21 protein-coding genes, 2 tRNA genes and 3 pseudogenes are annotated in these 22860 nt (G+C 72.9%); 17 read left to right on the plus strand and 9 right to left on the minus strand.

What is annotated here, in order from left to right; all coding sequences use genetic code 11:
- The first annotated feature begins 19 nt into the window (after positions 1–19).
- Both ACOJUI_RS04460 and ACOJUI_RS04465 read left to right on the plus strand, forming a co-directional pair.
- Complete coding sequence (locus ACOJUI_RS04460; protein ID WP_422116899.1) at positions 20–409, plus strand: MFS transporter; 390 nt, start codon at positions 20–22, stop codon at positions 407–409.
- Positions 373–1338, plus strand: a complete 966-nt coding sequence (locus ACOJUI_RS04465) for an MFS transporter (protein ID WP_422116900.1) — start codon at positions 373–375, stop codon at positions 1336–1338. The genes ACOJUI_RS04460 and ACOJUI_RS04465 overlap by 37 nt, the downstream gene beginning before the upstream one ends.
- 29 nt (positions 1339–1367) lie before the next feature.
- Here the strand turns inward: ACOJUI_RS04465 and ACOJUI_RS04470 are convergent, their stop codons facing one another.
- The gene (locus ACOJUI_RS04470; protein WP_422116901.1) at positions 1368–1907 is read right to left on the minus strand and encodes a CarD family transcriptional regulator; all 540 of its coding nucleotides are present in this window, start codon (positions 1905–1907) and stop codon (positions 1368–1370) included.
- 484 nt (positions 1908–2391) lie between these two features.
- On the opposite strand from ACOJUI_RS04470, the pseudogene ACOJUI_RS04475 reads away from it, so the two are divergent.
- The 3 genes and pseudogenes from ACOJUI_RS04475 to ACOJUI_RS04485 all read left to right on the plus strand — a co-directional run.
- Positions 2392–2736 (plus strand): annotated as a pseudogene (locus ACOJUI_RS04475) (ABC transporter ATP-binding protein); the annotation flags it as partial.
- A gap of 15 nt (positions 2737–2751) precedes the next feature.
- A complete protein-coding gene (locus ACOJUI_RS04480) occupies positions 2752–2949 on the plus strand; it encodes an AAA family ATPase (RefSeq protein ID WP_422117613.1) in 198 nt (65 codons plus the stop codon).
- The gene (locus ACOJUI_RS04485; RefSeq protein WP_422116902.1) at positions 2946–4469 is read left to right on the plus strand and encodes a hypothetical protein; all 1524 of its coding nucleotides are present in this window, start codon (positions 2946–2948) and stop codon (positions 4467–4469) included. Before ACOJUI_RS04480 ends, ACOJUI_RS04485 begins: the two co-directional genes overlap by 4 nt.
- A gap of 6 nt (positions 4470–4475) precedes the next feature.
- Here ACOJUI_RS04485 and ACOJUI_RS04490 read toward each other — a convergent pair whose 3' ends face one another.
- The 3 genes and pseudogenes from ACOJUI_RS04490 to ACOJUI_RS04500 all read right to left on the minus strand — a co-directional run.
- Entirely contained in the window at positions 4476–5690 is a 1215-nt protein-coding gene (locus ACOJUI_RS04490; protein ID WP_422116903.1) for a PLP-dependent aminotransferase family protein, read from the minus strand.
- Positions 5691–5702: 12 nt separating this feature from the next.
- Positions 5703–6338 (minus strand): methylated-DNA--[protein]-cysteine S-methyltransferase, encoded by a 636-nt coding sequence (locus ACOJUI_RS04495; protein WP_422117614.1) that lies wholly within the window; start codon positions 6336–6338, stop codon positions 5703–5705.
- 487 nt (positions 6339–6825) lie between these two features.
- Positions 6826–7776, minus strand: a pseudogene (locus tag ACOJUI_RS04500) (Ada metal-binding domain-containing protein); the annotation flags it as partial.
- 89 nt (positions 7777–7865) lie between these two features.
- Here ACOJUI_RS04500 and ACOJUI_RS04505 point away from each other — a divergent pair.
- From ACOJUI_RS04505 to ACOJUI_RS04515, 3 genes are all read left to right on the plus strand, one after another.
- A complete protein-coding gene (locus ACOJUI_RS04505) occupies positions 7866–8318 on the plus strand; it encodes a helix-turn-helix transcriptional regulator (protein WP_422116904.1) in 453 nt (150 codons plus the stop codon).
- Positions 8319–8328: 10 nt separating this feature from the next.
- Complete coding sequence (locus ACOJUI_RS04510) at positions 8329–8772, plus strand: VOC family protein (protein ID WP_422116905.1); 444 nt, start codon at positions 8329–8331, stop codon at positions 8770–8772.
- Between the two features lie 80 nt (positions 8773–8852).
- Entirely contained in the window at positions 8853–9302 is a 450-nt protein-coding gene (locus ACOJUI_RS04515; RefSeq protein ID WP_422116906.1) for an iron chaperone, read from the plus strand.
- A gap of 27 nt (positions 9303–9329) precedes the next feature.
- Here ACOJUI_RS04515 and ACOJUI_RS04520 read toward each other — a convergent pair whose 3' ends face one another.
- The 3 genes from ACOJUI_RS04520 to ACOJUI_RS04530 are packed head-to-tail and all read right to left on the minus strand — an operon-like array spanning position 9330 to position 10875.
- Positions 9330–9770 carry an ABC transporter permease gene (locus ACOJUI_RS04520; protein ID WP_422116907.1) on the minus strand — a complete coding sequence of 147 codons (441 nt, stop codon included), beginning with the start codon at positions 9768–9770 and terminating at the stop codon, positions 9330–9332.
- Entirely contained in the window at positions 9764–10123 is a 360-nt protein-coding gene (locus ACOJUI_RS04525) for a hypothetical protein (protein ID WP_422116908.1), read from the minus strand. The genes ACOJUI_RS04520 and ACOJUI_RS04525 overlap by 7 nt, the downstream gene beginning before the upstream one ends.
- The gene (locus ACOJUI_RS04530) at positions 10120–10875 is read right to left on the minus strand and encodes an ABC transporter ATP-binding protein (RefSeq protein WP_422116909.1); all 756 of its coding nucleotides are present in this window, start codon (positions 10873–10875) and stop codon (positions 10120–10122) included. The genes ACOJUI_RS04525 and ACOJUI_RS04530 overlap by 4 nt, the downstream gene beginning before the upstream one ends.
- A 119-nt stretch (positions 10876–10994) precedes the next feature.
- Between ACOJUI_RS04530 and ACOJUI_RS04535 the strand changes: the two genes are divergently transcribed.
- Together ACOJUI_RS04535 and ACOJUI_RS04540 are read left to right on the plus strand one after the other, a co-directional pair.
- The gene (locus tag ACOJUI_RS04535) at positions 10995–12095 is read left to right on the plus strand and encodes a sensor histidine kinase (protein WP_422116910.1); all 1101 of its coding nucleotides are present in this window, start codon (positions 10995–10997) and stop codon (positions 12093–12095) included.
- Complete coding sequence (locus tag ACOJUI_RS04540) at positions 12092–12739, plus strand: response regulator (protein ID WP_422116911.1); 648 nt, start codon at positions 12092–12094, stop codon at positions 12737–12739. Before ACOJUI_RS04535 ends, ACOJUI_RS04540 begins: the two co-directional genes overlap by 4 nt.
- 62 nt (positions 12740–12801) lie before the next feature.
- On the opposite strand, the gene ACOJUI_RS04545 is transcribed toward ACOJUI_RS04540, so the two are convergent.
- Positions 12802–12875 (minus strand) — tRNA-Gly (locus ACOJUI_RS04545).
- Positions 12876–13013: 138 nt separating this feature from the next.
- On the opposite strand from ACOJUI_RS04545, the gene ACOJUI_RS04550 reads away from it, so the two are divergent.
- Both ACOJUI_RS04550 and tig read left to right on the plus strand, forming a co-directional pair.
- Positions 13014–13087 (plus strand) — tRNA-Pro (locus tag ACOJUI_RS04550).
- 85 nt (positions 13088–13172) lie between these two features.
- On the plus strand, positions 13173–14627 hold the full coding sequence (tig, locus tag ACOJUI_RS04555) for a trigger factor (RefSeq protein ID WP_422116912.1): 1455 nt from the start codon (positions 13173–13175) through the stop codon (positions 14625–14627).
- A 272-nt stretch (positions 14628–14899) separates the two neighbouring features.
- On the opposite strand, the gene ACOJUI_RS04560 is transcribed toward tig, so the two are convergent.
- On the minus strand, positions 14900–15739 hold the full coding sequence (locus ACOJUI_RS04560; RefSeq protein ID WP_422116913.1) for a C40 family peptidase: 840 nt from the start codon (positions 15737–15739) through the stop codon (positions 14900–14902).
- A 458-nt stretch (positions 15740–16197) separates the two neighbouring features.
- Between ACOJUI_RS04560 and ACOJUI_RS04565 the strand changes: the two genes are divergently transcribed.
- The 5 genes and pseudogenes from ACOJUI_RS04565 to fdh form a co-directional block, all read left to right on the plus strand.
- Positions 16198–16773: an ATP-dependent Clp protease proteolytic subunit gene (locus ACOJUI_RS04565; protein ID WP_422117615.1), complete on the plus strand. Its 576-nt coding sequence runs from the start codon at positions 16198–16200 to the stop codon at positions 16771–16773.
- A 46-nt stretch (positions 16774–16819) separates the two neighbouring features.
- The gene (locus ACOJUI_RS04570; protein ID WP_422116914.1) at positions 16820–17521 is read left to right on the plus strand and encodes an ATP-dependent Clp protease proteolytic subunit; all 702 of its coding nucleotides are present in this window, start codon (positions 16820–16822) and stop codon (positions 17519–17521) included.
- A 244-nt stretch (positions 17522–17765) separates the two neighbouring features.
- Complete coding sequence (gene clpX / locus ACOJUI_RS04575) at positions 17766–19106, plus strand: ATP-dependent Clp protease ATP-binding subunit ClpX (RefSeq protein WP_422116915.1); 1341 nt, start codon at positions 17766–17768, stop codon at positions 19104–19106.
- Positions 19103–19456: a chorismate mutase gene (locus tag ACOJUI_RS04580; RefSeq protein ID WP_422116916.1), complete on the plus strand. Its 354-nt coding sequence runs from the start codon at positions 19103–19105 to the stop codon at positions 19454–19456. The genes clpX and ACOJUI_RS04580 overlap by 4 nt, the downstream gene beginning before the upstream one ends.
- A 74-nt stretch (positions 19457–19530) precedes the next feature.
- A pseudogene (gene fdh / locus ACOJUI_RS04585) lies at positions 19531–22821 on the plus strand (formate dehydrogenase); the annotation flags it as partial.
- Positions 22822–22860 lie beyond the last annotated feature (39 nt).

The raw sequence follows: 22860 nt of genomic DNA on the forward strand, positions 1-22860 counted from the left end.
CCGGTGACAGACTGCGCCGGTGACCACCGACGCGCCGGGCTCCCCGTCCCGGGGGCCGCGCACCACGGCCCAGGTGCTGAGGTCGCTGACCCCGTCGGTCTACGCCCCGAGCCTGCTGGAGTTCGCCGGTCTCGCCGCCCTGATGCCGGTGATCCCCCTGCTCGCCCGCGATCTGGGCTTCAGCGTCCCGCAGGCCGCGGCGCTGTCCACGATCTTCGGGCTCACCTCGTTCCTGGGACCGATCCCGGCCGGGCGGATGATCTCCCGCCTGGGGGCCCGGCTCTCGCTGGTGCTCACCGGCTGCCTGCTGGTGCTCGCGAACCTCGCCGCGTACGCCCTGCTGGCCCCGCCCTCGGCGGCGGCGGAGATCTCGTGCACCGGCTGCTGCTGGTGGTGCTGCTGCTGGTGATGGCGGCGAGCACGCAGGTGTGGCAGCTGGGCCGGCAGGCCTACCTGGGCACCGCCCTGCCGCCGACGATGAGGGCGCGGGGGATGACCCTGTTCGGCGGGGTGATCCGGCTGGGCGAGATCATCGGCCCGCTGCTGGGCGCGGTGGTGATGCTGCTCGGCTCGATGGCGGGCGTGTTCCTGCTGTTCGCGGTGACCGCCGCCGCGGCCACCGTGATGATCGCCGTCTTCCTGCCGCCGGGGGAGCGGCGCCCCGCCCCGGTCCGGTCCGGGGTCCGGGCGCAGCGGCTGCCGCGCACCGCGGCCCGGAGCCGACTGGATCGCGCCGTGCTGGGGCGGATGGTGATGGTCGGCGTGGGCATCGCGCCGGTGATGATGGCCCGGGTGAACCGGCCGGTGATCGTGCCGCTGCTGGGCGACTCCCTGGGGCTGGACCCGGTGTGGATCTCGATCGTGTTCGGCGTCAGCGCCGCCTTCGAGATCCTGCTGGTGATCCCCGCCGGGACCCTCATGGACCGCTTCGGGCGCGCGGCCGTCGCGGTGCCGTGCGCGGTGCTGATGGGCGCCGGCTTCCTGCTGCTGGCGCTGCTGTCGACCGTGCTCGCGGACCGCGGCGAGTCCCTCGCCCTGGTGGCCCTGCTGGTGCCCAGCCTGCTGATCGGACTGGGCAACGGCCTGGGCTCGGGGATCGTGATGACGCTCGGGATCGACGTCTCCCCGGTGCACGGGCGCACCCGGTACCTGGCGTGGTGGAACACCATGCTGGGGGCCGGCCGGCTGGCGGCCCCGCTGATCGTCACCGCCATCACCCTGGTCGCGCCGGTGGCCGTGGCGGGCGCCGCGACCGGCGCGATCAGCGTGGCCGGCGGCATCTGGCTGGCACGAGCACTGCCCCGCGTCACTCCCTCCGGAGGTACCCGGAAGGGATGACACGGGACAGAGATGCTGGGCGCAGCGGCTCAGGCCGCGGCGGCCTCCACCGCGCCGGTGGCGGTGTCGTGCAGGAGGTCATGGGCCTGGTCGCGGGAGATCGTGCGAGCGATCGCGATCTCGGAGGCCAGCGGGGTGATGGCCTGCTTGAGCAGATTCCGCTCGGCCAGGCTCGACGGCGTGCCGCCGGAGTCGCGCACGATGTTGCGGATCACCTCGACGCGGTCGGAGACCCGACCGGTCTGCAGCTGCATCTGCAGGGACTTGATGCGGTGCGCCCAGGACGCCTTCTTCGCCAGCGGCTCGATCGGCTGGGAGAGCTGCTCGAACAGCTCGGTGATCTCGGGCTCCTGGAGCAGGGGGCGCAGTCCGACCACATCCTTGCCGTCGGACGGCACGGAGATCCGCATCTCGTCGCCGATCACCTCGAGATCGACGTAGTCCCGAGCAGTGCCGCGCACCTGGCGGGTGCAGGTGGAGACGATGCGCACCGGACCGTGGACCGGATGGGTGAGCACATCGCCGACCTGGGGGGCGGCAGAATCGGTGGACGCAGTGGCAACGGACAAGGGGGTACCTCCTCGGTGGGCCTGTGCGCCGCCGGCACCGCGACCCTGGAGGGGTCGAGGCGAGTCGTGCTCAGCCTCGCCGCGGGCCCGATCGGGACCCGTGACAGCGAGGCGGTGAGGCGACTCGAGTGCCGTGCGACCTGCAGGAACAGGGTGCGGCACCTACGACAGCGCACTACCATTCTCGCACGGATCTGACAAGATATCCAGGGGGTGACGTTTCCGCCTGGGTCACATCCGGGGTGCTGCGGCCGCGCTCGACCGGTCGGGCGCCCGGGACGACCGCCGGCCGGGAACCGACGGAAGTCGGAGGCGCAGCCGGGCACCGACGCAGTCCAATGGGGGCATGGGACGCGGGGACAGGGGACGCGGCGCTGTGCGCGGCCGGGCCGACGAGGCGCTGGCGACCGCGGCGGTCGCCTTCGAGGACATCGGCGTCGTGCGCGACGGCACCGTGCTGCTGCTCGAGGCCACCGGACGGGGACGCGCGGGGGAGGCCCTCGCGATCACCGGACCCAACGGCTCCGGCAAGACCACCCTGCTGCGGGTGCTGGCGGGACTGATCGCACCGACTGCGGGCACCGTCCGCATCCTCGGCCGCGAGCCCGACGACCGCGACCGGAGCTTCCGCAGCGACCTCGCCGCCCTGATCGGCCCGCCGCAGACCGCCCGCGACCTCACCGTCACCGAGCACCTGCAGTTCATCGCCGCCACCTGGGGGATGCGGGCCCCCGCCGCTCGCGCCCAGGCGCAGCGGCTGCTCGATGAGCTCGCGATCGCCCCGCTCGGACGCCGCTTCCCCCACGAGCTCTCCAGCGGCCAGTCCCAGCTGGTCGCCCTGGCCCTGACCTTCGCCCGGCCCGGGCGGGTGCTGCTGCTGGACGAGCCCGAGCAGCGACTGGACGCGGACCGGCTGGGTCTGGTGATCGACGCGATCCGCGCCCGCGCGCAGGCGGGCGCCGCCGTGGTCCTGGCCAGCCACAGCCCGCGCCTGCTCGAGGAGCTGGCCGATGCCCGCCTGGTCCTCGAGGCCGAGGCGTGAGCGGCTCCCTCGCCGCGGTGCGGGAGGTCTGGGCCCAGCGCGACCGGGCCCGCACCCGGGGCGATGTGCTCTACCTGCTGTACGTGGTGGTGCTCGGGGCCGGGGTGATCGCCGTCCCGGCGCTGCGGCTGGCCGGGAGCGCGCTGACCCGGCCCGATGTGCTGCCGGTGCTGCTGGCGGACGGCGCACGACCGGCGAGCGCGGCACTGGCGTTCGGCATCGGCGCGGGCCTGGTGCTGCTCGGCGGGGTGCGCGGCCCGGCCCTGCTGTCCCCCTTCTTCACCGCCACCCTGGCCGCGAGCGGGATCCGCCGCCGATCCGTGCTGTGGCGCCCCTTCGCCCGCGCGCTGCTGCTGCCCGTGACCGGCACGACCACCCTGGCCGTCCTGCTCGGGGCGGTCCTGGTCAGCGCCGGTCACGCCACCGGCGCCGGGGCGGCATGGGGCGCTCTCGCCGCCGCGGGGACCGGTCTGCTGCTGGCGGCGGGCTGGCTGGCCGGTCAGCTGCTGGAGCACCGAGGGCGGCGGCTGCTCGCCCTGGCGCTGGCGGCGGGCGCCGTCCTGTGCCTGCTGCTGCCCGCGGCGGCGGGGCCGGGCGGCGCCCACCCGGTGGGTGCCGTCCGGGGAGGCGTCTGGGCGAGCGGCCTGCTGATCGCCGGGGTGCTGGCGACCGGGGCGGGGGTGGCGCTGCTGGACCGGCTGCGGGGGCAGGTGCTGCGGGAGCAGTCCGCGCGCTGGGAGTCCGCCGCCACCATCGCCACCACCGGTGACCTCGCGGGGGCGGCCGGCGCCTTCCGGGCGGCCCCGACGACCGGTCGCCGGTGGCGGGCGATCGGGTCCGGTCCGCTGATCGTCTTGTACGCGCGGCGCGATGCGGTGGCCTGGCTGCGCTCGCCGGACCGGCTCGTCAGCGGCCTGCTCGGGGCGACGTCGGCGGCGGCCGCGCTCGCCGGCTCCACGCTCCTGACCGGGCCGCTGGCGTGGGCCGCGGTGCTCCTCGGCGCGGCCGGGCTGTGGGCCGCCAGCGGGGCGCTCGTCGACGGCATCCGCCACGCCGTGCACACCCTGGGCGCCCCGGATCTGCTGGGTCAGTCCGCCGGGGTGCAGGCGTGGCTGCACACGCCCGCGCCGACGCTGCTGCTGGTCGCGCTGGGCGCGCTGGGCGCGCTGGGCGGCGGCGGGCTCGGCGCGTTCCTCGCCGGCGGGGCGGGACTCACCCCCGACGCGGTGCTGCTGCCCGTCGCGCTGATGCCCGTGCTGATCGCGGGCCGGGTCCGGGACGCTGCGAAGGGCCCGCTGCCGCTGTCGCTGATGACCCCGATGCCCACCGCGCAGGGCGACCTGGCCGTGATCCCGCTGCTGCTGTGGCAGGGCGACGCGGTCCTGCTGGCGATGCTGGCCGGCGTCGCCCTCGCCGCGCTCGGCCCGCTCGGTCCGGGCTGGCTGCTCGGCGCCGCGGCCCTGCTCACCACCGCCACGGCGCTGCTGGCGCGAGGTCGCCTGCGCGCCCTGCGCGGCTGAGGGGTCTCAGGCCGGAGCGTGCCGCGAGATGACCGCGCCGAGGTGCCCGATGGCCTCCTCGATGACCGCGGGGGAGTGGGTCACGAAGCTCAGGCGCATGGTGGAGCGGTCGGGGTGGTCGGCGAAGAAGGACCACCCCGGGAGGTAGGCGACCCCGGCCTCGACCGCGTCGGCGAGCATCCGCTGCGCGTCGTACCCCTCCCCGAGCGCGGCCCACAGGAACATGCCGCCGTCGGGGTGGGTGACGTGCGCGCCGGCCGGCAGCACGGGGGCGATGGCCGCGGCCATCGCGTCGCGGCGCTCGCGGTAGACGGCGCTGACCGTCGCCACGTGCGCATCGAGGTCCGCCGTCTCCAGGTAGCGGGCCACCGTCAGCTGGTCCACCACCGAGGACTGCATGGAGATCGCGGCCTTGGCGACGGCGAGGGTGTCGAGGATCGGCCCCTCCGCGCGGATCCAGCCGATGCGCACGCCGGGGCTCATCAGCTTGCTCATCGAGTTCAGCAGCAGGGTGCGCCGGCTCATCCCCGGCAGCGCCGCGATGGGGGCCCAGGTGCTGCCGGTGAAGCTCAGCGCACCGTAGGGATCGTCCTCGATCAGCGGCACGTCGGTGCGCAGCAGCACGTCGGCCACGGCCTGCCGGCGGGCGAGGGGCATGGTGCGCCCGGTGGGGTTCTGGAAGGTGGGGATCAGATACACCATCCGCGGATGGTGGGTGCGGATGGCCTCCTCGAGCGCCTCGGGCACCACCCCGTCGTCGTCGGTCTCGACCCCGATCATGCGGGCGCCGTGGACGGCGAAGGCCTGCACCGCGGCGAGGTAGGTGGGGGACTCCACCAGCACCACGTCGCCCGGCTCGAGCAGCGCCTGCGCCACCACGAACAGCCCCTCCTGGGAGCCGGAGGTGATGCGGATCTGGGAGGCGTCGGTGGGCAGGTCCCGGGACAGCCGGCGCGCGGCCTGCTCCCGCAGCTCGAGCTCGCCCTCGCTGACCCCGTACTGCAGGGCGCGGTGCCCCTGATGGGTGAGGACCCAGTCGTAGCAGGAGGCGACGGCGGCCAGGTCGAACAGCTCCGGGTCGGGGATGCCGCCGGCGAAGGAGACGACGTCCTCGCGGGCGGCGAGGGAGAAGATGTCCTTCAGCGGGGAGGATTCCATCCCCGCGTAGCGGGCGGCGACGGGGAAGCGGTACGGGGGCTGGGCGGGCTCGGGCACGATCATCCGCTCATGGTGTCACGCGAGCAGGGCGCCCTCGAGGGCGAGCAGTGCCTGTTTGGTCTCGATCCCGCCCGCGTACCCGGTCAGCGCGCCGCTGCTGCCCATCACGCGGTGGCAGGGCACCACGATCGACAGCGGGTTGGAGCCGACGGCGGCGCCGACGGCCTGGGCGGCGCGGGGGCGGCCCAGGGCGCGGGCGATCTGGCCGTAGGTGGTGGTGCGGCCGCGCGGGATGGCGGTCAGCTGCTGCCAGACGGCCTGCTGGAAGGCGGTGCCGTCCGGGGCCAGCGGCAGTGCGAAGTCCACCCGGGTGCCGGCGAGGTACTCCCGCAGCTGGCGCTCGGCCTCGTCGAGGACGGGATGGGGGCCGGTGATCGCGGTGCCCATGCGCAGTGCGGTGGGGAACCTCTTCTGCTCGAGGCGCCAGACGCCGACCAGTCCGCGCTGATCGGCGGCCAGCACGTAGGTGCCCAGCGGCGTCGTGGTCCGGCGGTGCACGCGCCCGCCGTCGGCCGGCGCGAGGGGTGGGGGAGCGGTGGTCATGGTCGGTCCTTCCGGAGGGTCCGCTGCGCTGGGGGAGATCGTCGCGGTGGTGCCACAGGTGCATGACCGCATAGCTGCGCCAGGGGGAGGCGGCCTGGAGCGCCGCATCGAGCGCCCCGAAGTCCTCGGCGAGGCCGAGCGCGCGGGCGGAGGCCAGCAGGGCCACGTCCCGCGCCGGGGCCACGTCGATCGCCCGCGCGCCGCGCAGCAGGGCGTAGTCGGCGGTCCAGGGGCCCACGCCGGGCAGCGCCAGCAGCTGCTCGCGCAGCTCGGTCAGCGGCAGCTGGGCATCGGGCGGGTCCGCGAGCGCCGCGGTGAGCGCGCGGCGCCGCGCACCGGGGCCGCGGAACCACTGCTCGGCCCGGGCGCCCGCCTCGGCTGGGGTGATCGCGAGGCGGTGGACGTGCTCGGTGCGCAGCGCCGGGGGCAGCTCGCGAGCGGCGAGGTCGGTGGCGGCCTCGAGCAGGGTGCGGGCCCGGCCGGTGGTGATCTGCTGACCGACCACGGCCCACAGCAGGGCCTCGGCCAGGCTCGGGAGGCCCGGGATCCGCACCCCCGGGCGGGTCCGGACCAGCGGGGCGAGGGCGGGCATCGCGGCGCTCAGCCCCGCGTCGATGCCCACCGGGTCCGCATCCAGGTCCAGCATCCGCCGCGCGAGGGCGATGGCGGCGGCGTAGTCGCGCAGGTCGCCCAGGCGCAGCGTGAGCGGCAGCGGACCCGCCGCGGCGCCGAGGTCGACCTGCAGCACCGCGGGGCCGTGGGGCAGGTCCACGGCGCGGGTCCACAGCAGGTCCTCGACGTGCTCCACGCCGGGCAGCGCGCGCCGCGCGAACCAGCCGGCCAGGCCCCGCCCGTGGAACGGGCGGCGCACGGCGAGCTCGGCGCGCACCACGGCCGCCTCCGCGACGGATGGGCCAGGAGCGCCCGGGGCGGCGCCGGCGACGGTGCCGGCGGCGGGGCGGCGCGGGGCGGCGAGCTCGCGGATCTGCGACGGGGCGCGGCCGTAGATCCGGCGGACGGTCTCGTGCAGCTGCCGCTCGCTGCCGAACCCGGCCGCGGCGGCCACGTCGGCCAGCGGCCAGGACGTGGTGCGCAGCAGGTCGTGGGCGCGGCGGGCGCGGGCCATGCGGGCATGGGCGAGTGCGCCTGCGCCGGTGCGGGCCACCAGCGCCCGGTGCAGGGTGCGCTCGGTGACATGCAGGCGGGCGGCCAGATCCGCGACGTGCGGGCGCTGCTCGGCATCGGCGTCGAGAGCGCCGGCACGGATCAGGTCCAGCGCCCGCGCGACGAGCGCCCCGGCCGGGTCGTCGGCTGCGGAGCCCGGCGGCGCCAGCGGACCGCAGCGCTTGCAGGCCCGGTAGCCGTGCTCGACCGCCGCGGCAGCGCTGGGCGCGAACTCCACCCGGTCCCGGCCGGGCGTGCGCGAGGGGCAGGAGGGCCGGCAGAAGATCCCGGTGGAGCGCACACAGGTGAAGAACACGCCGTCGAAACGGGCGTCGCGCGCGGCGATCGCCGCGTAGCGCTGGTCATCCGTGAGCACCTCCATGCCTCCAGTGAACCCCTCCGCAGGCGGGGACGCCAGCGGGATCCGGACAGGGCGGTGCGGTGCCGCCGGGGCCCTGCCATGATGGGGCGATGCTGGTGTCGGCCTCGCCCGCGCGTCGTCAGGCGCAGCTGCGCGAGCTGGCGCAGCTGCGGGCCGTGCGCGACCGCATCGATCGCGACTACGCCCAGCCGCTGGACGTCGAGGAGCTCGCGCGGGGCATCCACGTCTCCGCCGGGCACCTCAGCCGCCGCTTCCGCGCGGAGTTCGGCGAGTCGCCGTACTCCTACCTGATGACCCGGCGGATCGAACGGGCGATGGCGCTGCTGCGCACCACCCGGCGTCCGGTCACCGACGTGTGCATGGAGGTCGGCTTCTCCTCGCTGGGGACCTTCTCCACCCGGTTCCGGGAGCTGGTGGGCGTCCCTCCGAGCACCTACCGCGACCACGGCGCCGAGCTCACCGACCAGATGGCCCCCTGCATCGCGCGCCGCGTCTCCAGACCGATCAGGAACGGAGAAGCGCCGCCCCCGCCGCGGCCCTAGAGTCCTGGCCATGGCAGAGAACGACCACACCCCCGCGCCCTCAGGCCTGAGCATCCACTCCAGCTTCCTGCCCCATCTCGACCCCGAGGCCTCCCTGGCCTTCTACCGGGACGTGCTCGGGTTCGAGGTGCGCCTCGACGTCGGCCGCGGCCCGATGCGCTGGATCACCGTCGGCCCGCCCGGGCAGACGGACACCGCGATCGTGCTGCACCCCGTGCTGGAGGGCGACGGCATCACCGCGCAGGAGCATGCCGCGCTGCTCTCGGTGATCGCCAAGGGCGCCTACTTCGGCGTCAACCTCGCCGCCGCCGACCTCGACGCGACGTTCGCCGCCCTCGAGGCCGCCGGCGCCGACATCGTCCAGGAGCCCATCGACCAGGACTACGGGATCCGCGACTGCGCGGTGCGCGACCCGGCCGGAAACCAGATCCGGATCCAGCAGCTCGGCCGCTGACCGGCGGACCGCTGGACCATCGACCGCTGCACCATCACCGCTGCACCATCGACCGCTGGACCCTTCCAAGGAGAACTCCGATGACCACCGACACCGAGACCGCCGGCACCTTCTCCGCCGCGGAGAAGCAGGCCATGCGCGCCCGCGCCGAGGAGATCCGCGCCGAGAAGGCGCAGCGCAAGGGCGCCAGGCGTCGCCAGGCCGATGCGGAGAAGCTCGCCGAGCTGATCGCCTCGCTGCCCCCGGCCGACCGCGCCGCCGCCACCCGCATCCACGAGGTGATCGCCCTGGTCGCCCCGCAGCTGGACCCGAGGACCTGGTACGGCATGCCCGCCTGGGCGCTCGACGGCGACGTGCTGTGCTTCTTCACCCCCGCCTCGAAGTTCGACGAGCGGTACCACAGCTTCGGCTTCAACTCCGCCGCGAAGCTCGACGACGGCAGGATGTGGGCGACCAGCTTCGCCGTCGAGGAGGTCGACGACGAGGTCGCGGCGCGCATCGCCGCGCTGGTGCGGGGCGCGCTGGGCTGAACCTCGCGCCCCGCGCGGGGTCCGTCCTCACTCCCAGCGGAACAGCGCCGCCGCGACCACGCCCCCGACCGCGATCGTCACCATGAGGGACACCAGCGAGCCCACCTCGATGCTCTGGCCCGCCCAGGCGGCGGACAGGGCATCGACCCCGGCGCCGAAGGGCAGGACGGCGCCCAGCTCCGCCACCGGCTCCGGCAGGGAGCCGCGGCCCCCGAACATGCCACCGGTCGCGCCGAGACCCAGGAACAGGACCAGGCCGATCGCGACCGCGGAGTTCGGGGTGGGCGCGAGCGCGGCGACCACCATCCCCAGCGCGTACATCGCCGCGGCGGTCAGCACGAGCACGCCCAGCGCGATCCCCAGGTCGATCGGCGGCTTCGCGCCGAAGAGCAGCCGCGCCACCACGGCCGCCAGGGTGATGCCGAGCGCCGACTGCAGGACGTTCACGATCACCTGCGCGATCAGCACCATCGCGGGGGAGACCGGGGTGACGGCGAGGCGCCGCAGGATCCCGGTGCGGCGGTAGTGGCCAGGAAGCTCGGCATGTTCAGCACCCCGCTCATCGCCAGCACCATGACCATCACCAGCGGCATCACGAACAGGTCCAGGGCGGAGCGACCGCGGAGGATCTCCTCCTGGCTCGCGGCCTGGGCGCTGGTGAGCAGGATCAGCAGCGGGAGGCCGAAGGGGATGATCAGCCCCGCGGTGTCCCGAGCGACCATCCGGGCCTCGGCGCGGACCATCACCAGCAGGGAACGCAGGCCGGGCCGACGGCCCACCGGCAGGGGAGAGGGCCCGGGCCTCGGGATGGTGGCGCTCATCTCCGGACCTCCTCATCGTGCGGTGCCTGGCCGGTGAGGGCGACGAAGGCGTCCTCGACGGTGTCGGTGCCGGCGCGGGCGATGATCTCGGCGGCCGTGCCGATCATCCGCACGCGCCCCGCGTGCAGCACGAGCAGGCGATCGCAGAGCCGCTCGACCTCGTCCATCGCGTGACTGACCAGCAGGATCGTCGCCCTCTCGCGCTGCAGCTGCTCGACGGCGGCCCACACCCGGCGGCGTCCGACGGGGTCCAGGCCGGTGGTGAGCTCGTCGAGGATCAGCACGCGGGGCCGTCCGATCATCGCCAGCGCCACCGAGAGCCGCTGCTGCTGGCCGCCGGAGAGCCGCTCGAAGCGGTGACCGGCCTTGTCCCGCAGCTCGACCAGGTCCAGCAGCTCCTCCCGCGGCCGCGGATCGGGGTAGAAGCCGCCGTAGAGCTCCAGCAGCTCATCGACGGTCAGGGCGCCGTGGAGGTCGGCCTCCTGCAGCTGGACCCCGAGCACCGCCCGCAGGGCCGCGCGATCGCGGACGGGGTCCAGGCCCAGCACCTGGACGCGGCCGCCGTCGGGCCGGCGCAGCCCGGCGATCACCTCGACCATGGTGGTCTTCCCGGCGCCGTTGACGCCGAGGATCCCGATCGTCTCCCCGCGGCGCACGTGGAAGCCGACGTCGTCGAGAGCCGCCAGGCCGCGGTAGCGCTTGGTGAGGTGCTCGACCTGGACGGCGGGGTGCTCGCTGCTGGGCGTCGTCATGCCTCGACGCTATGGACGTCGGCCGCCGCCCGGCAGTGCCGGCGGTCATCCGCGATGACCGCCGGGGCCATGACCATCGGCACGGGTGCGGCGGGCAGGGCCGCCGTCGGGTGACTTCCATGAGAGGGCTGGGCACCGAGGGCTGGGCCGGGGCGGCGATGCTGGTGATCGCCGTGGCCGTCTGCCTGCCTGCGCTGCTGGGCCTGGTCGATCCGCTGATCCCGCGCCCGCTGTGGGCGGTGCTGCTGGCGGCCTTCATGGTCGCCGTGCTGTCGGCGGGCGCCGTCGAGCGGGCCGGGGCGCGGCGCGCTGCGCTGGTGGTGGCGGTGCTGGCCTCCTGGGTGCTGGTGCTCAGCGTCCCGGGCATGGGGCTCGTGCACATCATCGTGGTGGTCACCGCTGCGGTCAGCACCTACGTCGTCCCGCTGACGGGCAGCATCGTGCTCGCGGCCCTGAACACCGGTGCGGTCCTGCTGGCGGGCATGCTGCGCTCCCCGGACTGGACGGACTGGCTGATGACGGCCGGCTTCTACCTGCTGATCCAGATCGCCACCGTCTTCAGCACCACGACGATGCTGCGCGAGAAGCAGATGCGCACGGACCTCGCGCGCGCCCATGTCGAGCTGCGGGCCGCCGGGGTCCTGCTGGCCGAGTCTGCCCGCACCGCGGAGAGGCTCCGCATCTCGCGGGAGCTGCACGACCTGATCGGGCACCAGCTGACGGTGCTCACGCTGAACCTCGAGGCCGCTCGCCACCTGGCGACCGGGTCCGCGCGGCCCCCGCTCGATCGTGCCGATCAGGTCGCCCGGGGCCTGCTGCGCGATGTGCGGGCCAGTGTCGGCGAGCTGCGAGCGCAGCCGGCGGATATCCAGCGCGCGCTCGAGGAGATGGTCGAGGGCATCCCCGGTCTCGTCGTCGACATCGCCGTCGACCCGCGGCTGGACCTCGGCGAGGAGCAGCAGGTCGCCTTCATCCGGCTCGCCCAGGAGGCGGTGACCAACACGATCCGGCATGCCGAGGCCTCCCGGCTGCGGATCGAGCTGGCCCGCGACGGGGACCGGGTGGCGCTGGTGGCCCGGGACGACGGGAGGGGCGCGCGCTCGCCGGTGCTCGGCAACGGACTGTGCGGGATGCGCGAGAGGTTCCAGGAGCTCGGCGGGGAGCTGCTGGTGGACGGCGGGGACGGGTTCACCGTCCGGGGAACGCTGGTGGGCGGATGACCCGGGTGATCGTGGTCGACGACCAGGCCCTCGTCCGCGAGGGCATCCGCACCCTGCTGCAGCTCGCGGGCGTCGACGTGGTCGGCGAGGCCGAGGACGGTCGCGCGGCGCTGGCGGTGATCGGTGAGCGCCGCCCCGATGTGGTGCTGATGGACCTGCGCATGCCGCGCTTCGACGGCATCTGGGCCCTCGAGCAGCTGCGCGAGCGCGATCCCGAGCTGCCCGTCCTCGTGCTCACCACGTTCGACGACGATCAACTGGTGCTGCGGGCGCTGCAGGCCGGCGCCCGCGGCTACCTGCTCAAGGACGTCACCGTCGGCCGGCTCGCCGATGCGGTGCAGACCCTGGCCGCGGGCGGCACCCTGATCTCCCCGGCCATCACCGATGGTCTGCTCCGCGCGATCCGCTCGGCTCCCGCTGCCGCCGGCGGCCAGGGCCCGCTGATCGGCGACACCCTCACCCCGCGGGAGATCGAGGTGCTGCGACTGGTCGCTGAGGGATGCACCAACCGGGAGATCGCCGGCGTGCTGCACCTGGCCGAGGGCACGGTGAAGATCCATCTCTCGGCGATCCTGCAGAAGACCGGCGCCCGTGACCGCACCAGCGCCGTGCTGCGCGCCCTGCGCGAGGGGGTGCTGGGCTAGGCCGGACCGGGCCCGGGGACGACGGCGCCGCGACACCCGACAGGGGTGCCGCGGCCGGTCCATGGAGCGGGCGACGGGAATCGAACCCGCGTAATCAGTTTGGAAGACTGAGGCTCTACCATTGAGCTACGCCCGCATCGAGGATCCATTGAACCAGATCAGCGGCGCGGAGGCACCTTCAGCGTGGGCGAGGCGACATGCATCTGCTCACAGGGCCTCGCCGCGGATCGGGTGCGGCGCACGGGGAGCGGGTAACATCTCCTGGGTTGCCCTCCGGGGTGTAGCTCAGCTTGGTAGAGCACCCGCTTTGGGAGCGGGAAGTCGCAGGTTCAAATCCTGTCACCCCGACTCCGCCACCGGGTCGCCGCCGCGCGAGCTCCGGGGCGCCACGAGAAACGTCCATCTGCTGTCCATCTACAGGGAGACCTGACCAGTGAAGACCGAGTCCGAGAAGCTCAGCCCCACCCGGGTGAAGCTCACCGTCGAGGTGCCCTTCGACGAGCTGAAGCCCGCCGTCGAGGCCGCCACCAAGAAGATCGCCGATCAGGTGCAGATCCCCGGCTTCCGCAAGGGCAAGGTCCCCTCCAAGCTCGTCGAGCAGCGCTTCGGCCGCCCCGCGATCATGCAGGAGGCCGTCAACGACGCGCTTCCCGACTTCTACCAGCAGGCCGCTGCCGAGGCGGAGCTCAAGCCCGTCGGCCGCCCCGAGATCGAGGTCGGCGAGGTGCCCGGCCTGGACGGAGCCGACGAGGGCAACCTCGTCTTCACCGTCGAGCAGGACGTGCGTCCCGAGATCGAGCTGCCCGACTTCTCGAGCCTCGAGATCGAGATCGAGGAGCCCTCGGTCGACGACGACGCCGTCGAGGTCCGCCTGACCGAGCTGCGCGAGCGCTTCGGCACCCTGGTGGGCGTCGACCGCCCCGCCGAGGACGGCGACTTCGTCTCCGTCGACATGGTCGCGACCATCGACGACGAGGAGATCGAGTCCGTCGAGGGCGTCTCCTACCAGATCGGTGAGGGCAATATGCTCGAGGGCCTCGACGAGGCGCTCATCGGGCTCTCCGCCACGGAGAGCACCACCTTCGTCTCGAAGCTCGCCGGGGGAGACCGGGCGGGCGAGGAGGCCCAGGTCAAGGTCACCGCGCAGTCCGTCAAGGTGCGCGAGCTGCCCGAGGCCGACGACGAGTTCGCCGAGATGGCCTCCGAGTTCGACACCATCGACGAGCTCAAGGAGGACCTGCGGGCGAAGGCCGCGGCCGACGCCGAGGGCAACCGCGTGGCCCTGGCCCGCAACGCCCTGCTCGAGAAGCTCCTCGCGGAGCTCGAGATCCCCGTCCCCGATCAGCTGGTGGAGGACGAGATCCTCTCCCACCTGGAGAACGAGGGCAAGGAGGCCGGCGACCCGCACGGCGAGGAGATCCGCGAGGACACCGTCAAGGCCGTCCGCGCCCAGTTCCTGCTGGACGAGATCAACTCGACCCGGACGGTCGACGTCGATCAGAGCGACCTCATGAACTACATGACCCAGCTGTCGACGCAGTACGGCATCGAGCCCAACCAGCTCCTGCAGATGCTCGCCCAGTCCGGTCAGCTCGAGCAGATCTTCGCCGAGGTCCAGCGCTCCAAGGCGCTCGAGGTGGTCCTCGCGGACGTCATCGTGAAGAACGCCGCCGGCGACACCCTGGACCTGGGCCTGACCTCCGCCGCGGAGGACGCGTCCGAGGAGCAGGCCGCCGAGGAGTCCGCCCCCGCGGAGGAGGCCCCCGCCGACGAGGCGCCCGCGAAGAAGGCCCCGGCCAAGAAGAAGGCCCCGGCCAAGAAGAAGGCTCCGGCCAAGCAGGCCGACGCCGCCTCGGACGAGCCCGCCGAGGCGACCGAGACCGAGTGATCCCGCGCTCGCGCTGAGGCGCTGAGCGACATCGCATGACGGGCCGTCACCCTCCGGGGTGGCGGCCCGTCGTCGTCGGCCGAGGGGTTCCGCGCCCGCAGGCACGGCCGCCCTCGAAGGCGGACGGCGCGAGGGCCCGCCCCGTCGGACGACCGTGCCCGCCGGCGGTCCGCTCCTGCCGCAGCCGCTCGCCCCCCGCCACCCCCGCACGACGAGAATGGCCCGGCTCCCACCAGGGGAGCCGGGCCATCGCGCGTGAGGAGCGCTGAGGATCAGCGGTAGGTCACGAAGCTGGGGTTGCCCCAGAGGGAGCGCTCGACGACGCGCTGCTTGGAGCCCGAGGCGTCGATGATCTGGCCGTTGCCGGCGTAGATCGCGACGTGGCCGGGCCAGGAGACGATGTCGCCGGCCTGCGCCTGGGACTGGGAGATCGTGCGGCCGCCGTTGGCGATGCCGCTCGAGGTGCGCGGCAGCTTGATGCCGGCGGCCTGGTAGGCGTAGTTCACGAGCCCGGAGCAGTCCAGCCCGCTGCTGGGGGAGTTGCCGCCGTAGGAGTAGCCCACGCCGATCGCGGAGCGGGCCTTGGCGACGATCGCGCCGCCGTTCGAGCTGGACGAGGAGGAGGTGGACGCGGTGCTCGCCGGGGCGGAGGCGCCACCGGTCGAGACGCGGGCACCGCCGTTGAGCGCGCCGCGGGTCTCCGGGCCGACGACTCCATCGACCCGCAGGCCCTGGTCGGACTGGTAGGACTTCACGGCGGCGTGGGTGCGCTTGCCGAACACGCCGTCCTCGGCGAGGTTCGCGCCGTGATCGTTGAGGGCGGACTGCAGGTCTTCGACAGCGCCTCCGCGGGAGCCCCAGCGGAGCTTCTGCGAGGAGTCCAGGACGGCCGCGGGGGCGGTCACGGTGGGGGCGGTCGGAGCGGCGGGGGCGCTCACGACAGGGGCCGCCGGAGCGGCGGGCGCGGCCTGGGCGGAGCCACCGGCGAAGGCGGAGCCGAGGACCACGGTGCCCAGGACAGCGGCTCCTCCGAGTCCACGGGCGGCGTTCCGGGCGTGGCGGGTGGGGAGCTGTGCGTGACCGGGGGTGCGGTGCGAGTTGTGCTTGGCCATGATGTGCGGTTCGTTCCTTCCGGTCCCGATCGGGGGATCAGGGATGTACTTCTGGCTTTTGTGACCACCGTCTTCGAGGCGATGGAGCCACCGTAGGAGGCGTCCGCACCTCTTCTTAAGGGGCTTGGCAGAGCCGGACCGTTCGCTTGACAGGGTCTTTACCCACCAGTGGTAGGACGTGACCCGAACGGGGGACGACTTGACGTTCCCGGGGGATCTGCGACACAGCGCCCGGCTCCGCGATCGGATCTGCGGGTGGGGGAGAGCGCTGCCCGGGCCGCCCTGGTCCCGGCCCGGGCGGCCCGTCCGCCGCAGTGCGCCTGCGGCGAACAGGGCACCGCGGCGTCCCACCCAGCGCCTAGAGTCGAGCCATCGACGATTCCCGCCACGAAGGAGACAGCGTGACCTCCCACAGCACTCAGACTTCCCCGCCTCGCAGCGCGGCCGGTGACACCCCGATGGGCCTGGACGACAACGTCTACCAGCGCCTGCTGCGCGAGCGCATCGTGTGGCTCGGCTCCGAGGTCCGCGACGACGTCGCCAACGCGATCTGCGCGAAGATGCTGCTGCTGGCCGCCGAGGACCCCGACAAGGACATCTACCTCTACATCAACAGCCCCGGCGGCTCGATCACCGCCGGCATGGCCATCTACGACACCATGAAGTACATCCAGCCCGACGTGGTGACGGTGGGCATGGGGATGGCGGCGTCGATGGGCCAGTTCCTGCTCTCCTCAGGCACCCAGGGCAAGCGGTACGCGACCCCGCACACCCGGGTGCTCATGCACCAGCCGCTGGGCGGCCTCGGCGGCACGGCGACCGACATCCGGATCCAGGCGGACCTGATCCTGTCCATGAAGCGCACGCTGGCGGAGCTGATCGCCGAGCAGACCGGCAAGTCCGTCGAGCAGATCACCGAGGACTCCGACCGCGACAAGTGGTTCACGGCCACCGAGGCCCTCGAGTACGGCTTCATCGATCGGATCGTCACCGGAGCGGGTGACGTCACCGGCGGCGGCGGCACCTCCGACTGACCGCTGCCCCGTCGCCCCCCGCACACCCTCACCGCAAGGAGACCCCGTGACCTTCGATCCCCGCACCCTCGGCGCGCTGCCGACCGCCCAGACGGGCGGCTACGGCCAGAGCCTCGCGATGCCCACCTCCCGCTACGTGCTGCCGCAGTACGAGGAGCGCACCGCCTACGGCTTCAAGCGCCAGGACCCCTACACCAAGCTGTTCGAGGACCGCATCATCTTCCTCGGCGTGCAGGTCGACGACGCCTCGGCCGATGACGTGATGGCGCAGCTGCTCGTCCTCGAGTCCCAGGACGCGGACCGCGACATCACCCTGTACATCAACAGCCCCGGCGGCTCCTTCACGGCGCTGACCGCGATCTACGACACCATGCAGTACATCAAGCCCGAGGTCACCACGGTGTGCCTGGGTCAGGCGGCCTCGGCCGCCGCGGTGCTGCTGGCCGCCGGCGCACCCGGCAAGCGCCTCGCCCTCCCCAACGCCCGGATCCTCATCCACCAGCCCGCGATGGGCGGTCAGGGCGGCGGCGGTCAGGCCTCCGACCTGGAGATCCAGGCCAACGAGATCATGCGCATGCGCGAATGGCTCGAGGAGACCCTGGCCGATCACTCGGGCCGCACCAAGGAGCAGATCAGCGTCGACATCGAGCGCGACAAGATCCTCACCGCGCAGGGCGCGCTCGAGTACGGACTGGTCGACCAGGTCCTCGCCTCCCGCAAGGGGATCCGGCCGCAGCTCACCCGGTGACCGTCTCTCGGCCCCGACGGACCCTGCGGCCCGTCGGGGCCGACGCCGCAGCGCCGTCGGCCCCGGAGCGCTCACCAGCGCGATCAGGAGCCGGCGGCGGTGCGGGGACGCGCCGACCCGGCGCTTCGCCTACCGCGTCGGCACGGCCCGGCGCGGTACCGTAGTGAGGGTTCCGAGGGGCCCGGGTCGCGCTCCGGGGAACGTGACGTACGCACTGCAGACGACCTGACGAAAGGACACGGACATGGCACGGACGAGCGATGGGGCCGACGTGTTCAAGTGCTCCTTCTGCGGGAAGTCGCAGAAGCAGGTCGAGCGGCTGATCTCCGGGCCCGGGGTGTACATCTGCGAGGAGTGCATCGAGCTGTGCAACGAGATCATCGCCGAGGAGATCTCGGCCGCGCAGCCGGTCGTCGAGGAGCAGGCCCCGCTGCCCCCGCCGCGGGAGATCTTCGACTTCCTCGAGGAGTACGTGGTCGGCCAGGAGCCCGCCAAGCGCGCCCTCGCCGTCGCGGTGTACAACCACTACAAGCGGGTGCGGGCGCAGGAGGGGGAGCAGGCCGCCTCCCCCGCGAAGAGCGCCGCGACGGCGCTGGCCGAGGAGGCCGACGCGGAGCGCGACGAGATCGAGGTCGCGAAGTCCAACGTCATGCTGGTCGGGCCCACCGGCTGCGGCAAGACCTACCTCGCCCAGACCCTCGCCCGCATGCTCGACGTGCCCTTCGCGATGGCCGACGCCACCGCGCTGACCGAGGCGGGCTACGTCGGCGAGGACGTCGAGAACATCCTGCTGAAGCTGCTGCAGGCCGCGGACTACGACGTCAAGAAGGCCGAGCGCGGCATCATCTACATCGACGAGGTCGACAAGATCGGCCGCAAGTCCGAGAACCCCTCGATCACCCGTGACGTCTCCGGTGAGGGCGTCCAGCAGGCCCTGCTGAAGATCCTGGAGGGCACGGTCGCCGCGGTGCCGCCGCAGGGCGGCCGCAAGCACCCCCATCAGGAGTTCATCCAGATCGACACCACCAACGTGCTGTTCATCGTGGCGGGCGCCTTCGCCGGCATCGAGGACATCATCGGCTCCCGGATCGGCAAGCGCGGCATCGGCTTCGGGGCCGACCTGCACACGCCGCTCGCGCAGGAGGAGATCTACGGCAAGCTGCAGCCGGAGGACCTGCTCAAGTTCGGGCTGATCCCCGAGTTCATCGGGCGCCTGCCGGTGATCACCAGCGTGTCCAACCTCGACCGCGATGCCCTGATCCGGATCCTCACCGAGCCTCGCAACGCCCTGGTCAAGCAGTTCCAGAAGATGTTCGCCCTCGACGGGGTCGAGCTGGACTTCGAGCGCAGCGCGCTGGAAGCCGTCGCCGACCGGGCCATCGAGCGGGGGACCGGTGCGCGCGGGCTGCGAGCCATCCTCGAGGACTCCCTGCAGGCGGTGATGTTCGAGGTGCCGTCGCGGGACGACGTGGTCAAGGTCGTGATCACCGAGGGCGTGATCTCCGAGGGGCGCGCCCCGCTGATGCTCACCGCCAAGGGCGCGGACTGCGACAGCTCCCGCTCACGCCAGGAGCGCTCCGCATGAGCGAGGCCGGCACCGGCCCCGCTCGGGCCGCGATCGATCCCGACGACGTCGCACGCGCCCGTCGGCTGCTCCTGGAGGAGCGGCGCAGCATCGACAACATCGATGCTGCCCTGGTGCACCTGCTCGCCGAGCGGTTCTCCCACACGCAGCGCGTCGGCGTGCTGAAGGCCGAGCACGGCCTGCCGCCGGCGGACCCGGCCCGTGAGCAGGAGCAGATCCGCCATCTGCGGGCGCTGGCCGACGATGCGGGGCTGGACCCGACCTTCGCCGAGGCCTTCCTGCGCTTCATCGTCACCGAGGTGATCCGCCATCACGAGCGGATCCGCGACGAGGGCGCCACCCCGGGCTGACCACTCGGTTCGTCGGCCCGCCGGGCAGGCGGGGCGGCGTTCGCCGTGAGCGGAACGCTGATAGCATCGCCGCCATGGCTCGCACAACGTTCCTCGACTGGCCGGTGGTCCGGCAGCTCCGCGGCGATGACCGCTGGGGGCGCGGGACGGCGGTGACGTCGAAGGCCACCCGCAGCACCGCCCCGCGGACGGCCGATGCCGACACCGTGGTCCAGAGCGTCTGCCCCTACTGCGCCGTCGGCTGCGGTCAGAAGGTCTACGCCAAGGACAACAAGGTCATCCAGATCGAGGGCGATCCGGATTCCCCGATCTCCCGCGGACGGCTGTGCCCCAAGGGCGCCGCGAGCGAGCAGCTGGTCAACTCCCCGCGCCGGGTCACCACGGTGCGCTACCGCGCTCCCCACGCCTCCGACTGGGAGGACCTCGACTACGAGACCGCGATGGACATGATCGCGGACCGGTTCCTCGAGGCGCGCCGCAAGCACTGGCAGGACGAGGACGCCGAGGGGCGCCCGCTGCGACGGACGATGGGCATCGCCTCGCTGGGCGGGGCGACCATCGACAACGAGGAGAACTACCTCGCCAAGAAGCTCTTCACGGCCGCCGGTGCGGTGCAGATGGAGAACCAGGCCCGTATATGACACTCCGCCACGGTCCCCGGTCTGGGGACCTCGTTCGGACGCGGCGGCGCGACCCAGTACCTCCAGGACATGGCCAACGCCGACTGCATCGTCATCCAGGGCTCGAACATGGCCGAGGCCCATCCCGTCGGCTTCCAGTGGGTGATGGAGGCCAAGGCCAAGGGGGCCCGGATCATCCATGTCGATCCCCGCTTCTCCCGCACCAGTGCCAATGCGCACAAGCACGTCCCGATCCGAGCCGGCTCGGACATCGTGCTGCTCGGCGCGCTGATCAACTACGTCATCAGCAACGACCTCTGGTTCGAGGACTACGTCAAGGCGTTCACCAACGCGTCCTCGATCATCAACGAGGACTACGTCGACGCTGAGGACCTCGGCGGGCTGTTCTCGGGATTCGATCCCGACAAGCGCACCTACGACATGACCAGCTGGCAGTACGCCGACGCCTCCGCGGACGGGGAGGACGCCTCCCCGCAGTACGGCGACGAGGACGGTGACGGCGACGCGGACGGGTCGACGGACGGCGAGGCCTCCGGCCACTCGCACGGTTCCGGCGGTCCGCCGCTCGAGCACGGCAACCCCACCCGCGACGAGTCCCTGCAGGATCCGCGCTGCGTGTTCCAGATCCTCAAGCGGCACTACGCGCGGTACACCGCGGAGATGGTCGAGGAGGTCTGCGGCATCTCGCAGGCCGACTTCGAGTACCTCGCACGGTCGATGACGGAGAACTCGGGACCGGAGCGGACCACCTGCTTCGCCTACGCGGTGGGCTGGACCCAGCACGTGGGCGGCGCCCAGTTCATCCGGGCCGCCGGCGTGCTGCAGCTGCTGCTGGGCAACATGGGCCGTCCGGGCGGCGGCATCATGGCCCTGCGCGGACATGCCACCATCCAGGGCTCGACGGACATCCCCACCCTGTTCAACCTCCTGCCCGGCTACCTGCCGATGCCGAAGGTCGGCAGCCATGACACGTTCCAGGAGTACCTCGACTCGATCGGCACCAAGACGCAGAAGGGCTACTGGGCCGACTCCGAGTCCTACGCCGTGAACCTGCTGAAGGCCTGGTGGGGCGAGGCGGCGACGGCGGAGAACGACTGGGCCTTCGACTACCTGCCGCGGCTGACCGGTGCGCACGGCACCTACCAGACCACGCAGCTGATGCTCGAGGACGGGGTCGACGGCTACTTCCTGCTCGGGCAGAACCCGGCGGTGGGCTCGGCCAACGGGCGCATGCAGCGCCTGGCCATGTCGCACCTGAAGTGGATGGTCGTGCGCGACTTCTACATGATCGAATCGGCGACCTGGTGGAAGGAGGGGCCGGAGATCGACTCCGGCGAGCTGCGGACCGAGGACATCGGCACCGAGATGTTCTACATGCCCGCCGCGAACCACACCGAGAAGTCCGGTTCGTTCACCCAGACCCAGCGCCTGGTCCAGTGGCGGGACCAGGCCGTCACCCCGCCCGGCGACTGCGTCAGCGAGCTGCAGTTCATGTACGAGCTCGGTCAGCGCATCCGCGCGAAGCTCGCCGACTCCGACGACCCCCGCGACCTGCCGCTGAAGCACCTCACCTGGGACTACCCGGTGGACGAGCACGGCGAGCCCGACGCGGAGGCCGTGCTGAAGGAGATCAACGGCTACCACGTCGGCGGGGAGAAGGACGGCCAGCCGCTGTCCAGCTACCTCGAGATGACCGCCGACGGCACCACCGCCGGCGGCTGCTGGATCTACTCCGGCGTCTACGCGGACGGCGTCAACCAGGCGCGGCGGCGCAAGCCCGGCAGCGAGCAGGACGCCACGGCCGCCGAATGGGCGTGGGCCTGGCCCGCGAACCGGCGGATGCTCTACAACCGCGCGTCCGCCGACGCGGACGGCAAGCCGTGGAGCGAGCGCAAGAAGTACGTCTGGTGGGACGAGGAGCAGGGGCGCTGGACCGGCAAGGACATCCCGGACTTCCCCGCCACCAAGCACCCGCACGATCCGGGGGACCCGGACCAGGGCGGCGCCGCCGCGCTGGCCGGGAACGACGCCTTCATCATGCAGGCCGACGGCCGCGGCTGGCTGTTCGCGCCCTCGGGCATGGTCGACGGCCCGCTGCCGACCCACTACGAGGGCGTCGAGTCGCCGATCCCCAACCCCCTGTACCCGCAGCAGGTGAACCCCACCCGGGTGGACTTCGCGGACCAGGGCAACATGAACGCGCCCGGCATCACCGGCACCGCGGAGCAGGCCGCGGTGTACCCGTACGTGTTCACCACGTACCGGCTCACCGAGCACCACACGGCCGGCGGCATGAGCCGCTTCCTGCCCTACCTCTCCGAGCTCCAGCCGGAGCTGTTCTGCGAGGTCTCCCCGGAGCTCGCGGAGGAGGTCGGTCTCGAGCCCTACGGCTGGGCGACGGTCATCACCCCGCGCTCGGCGATCGAGGCGCGCGTGCTGGTGACCAAGCGGATGACGCCCCTGCGGGTGGCCGGCCGCACCGTCCACCAGATCGGGATGCCGTACCACTGGGCCGAGGGCAGCGAGGCGATCGTCTCCGGCGACGCCGTCAACGACCTCATCGGGCTGAACCTCGATGCGAACACGCAGATCCAGAACTCGAAGGCGATCGCGTGCACCCTGCGCCCGGGCCGCCGACCCCGCGGTGTGGCCCGGCGGGAGCTGGTCGACGATCTGCAGCGCCAGGCCGGCATCGGCCCGAGCACCGGGCACGAGCCGATCACCGTCCCGGGGCTGCAGGACGGCACCTCGCACGACGTCCTC

Origin of the sequence: Brachybacterium sp. UNK5269, from assembly GCF_049266655.1 — a bacterium.
GTDB lineage: Bacteria > Actinomycetota > Actinomycetes > Actinomycetales > Dermabacteraceae > Brachybacterium.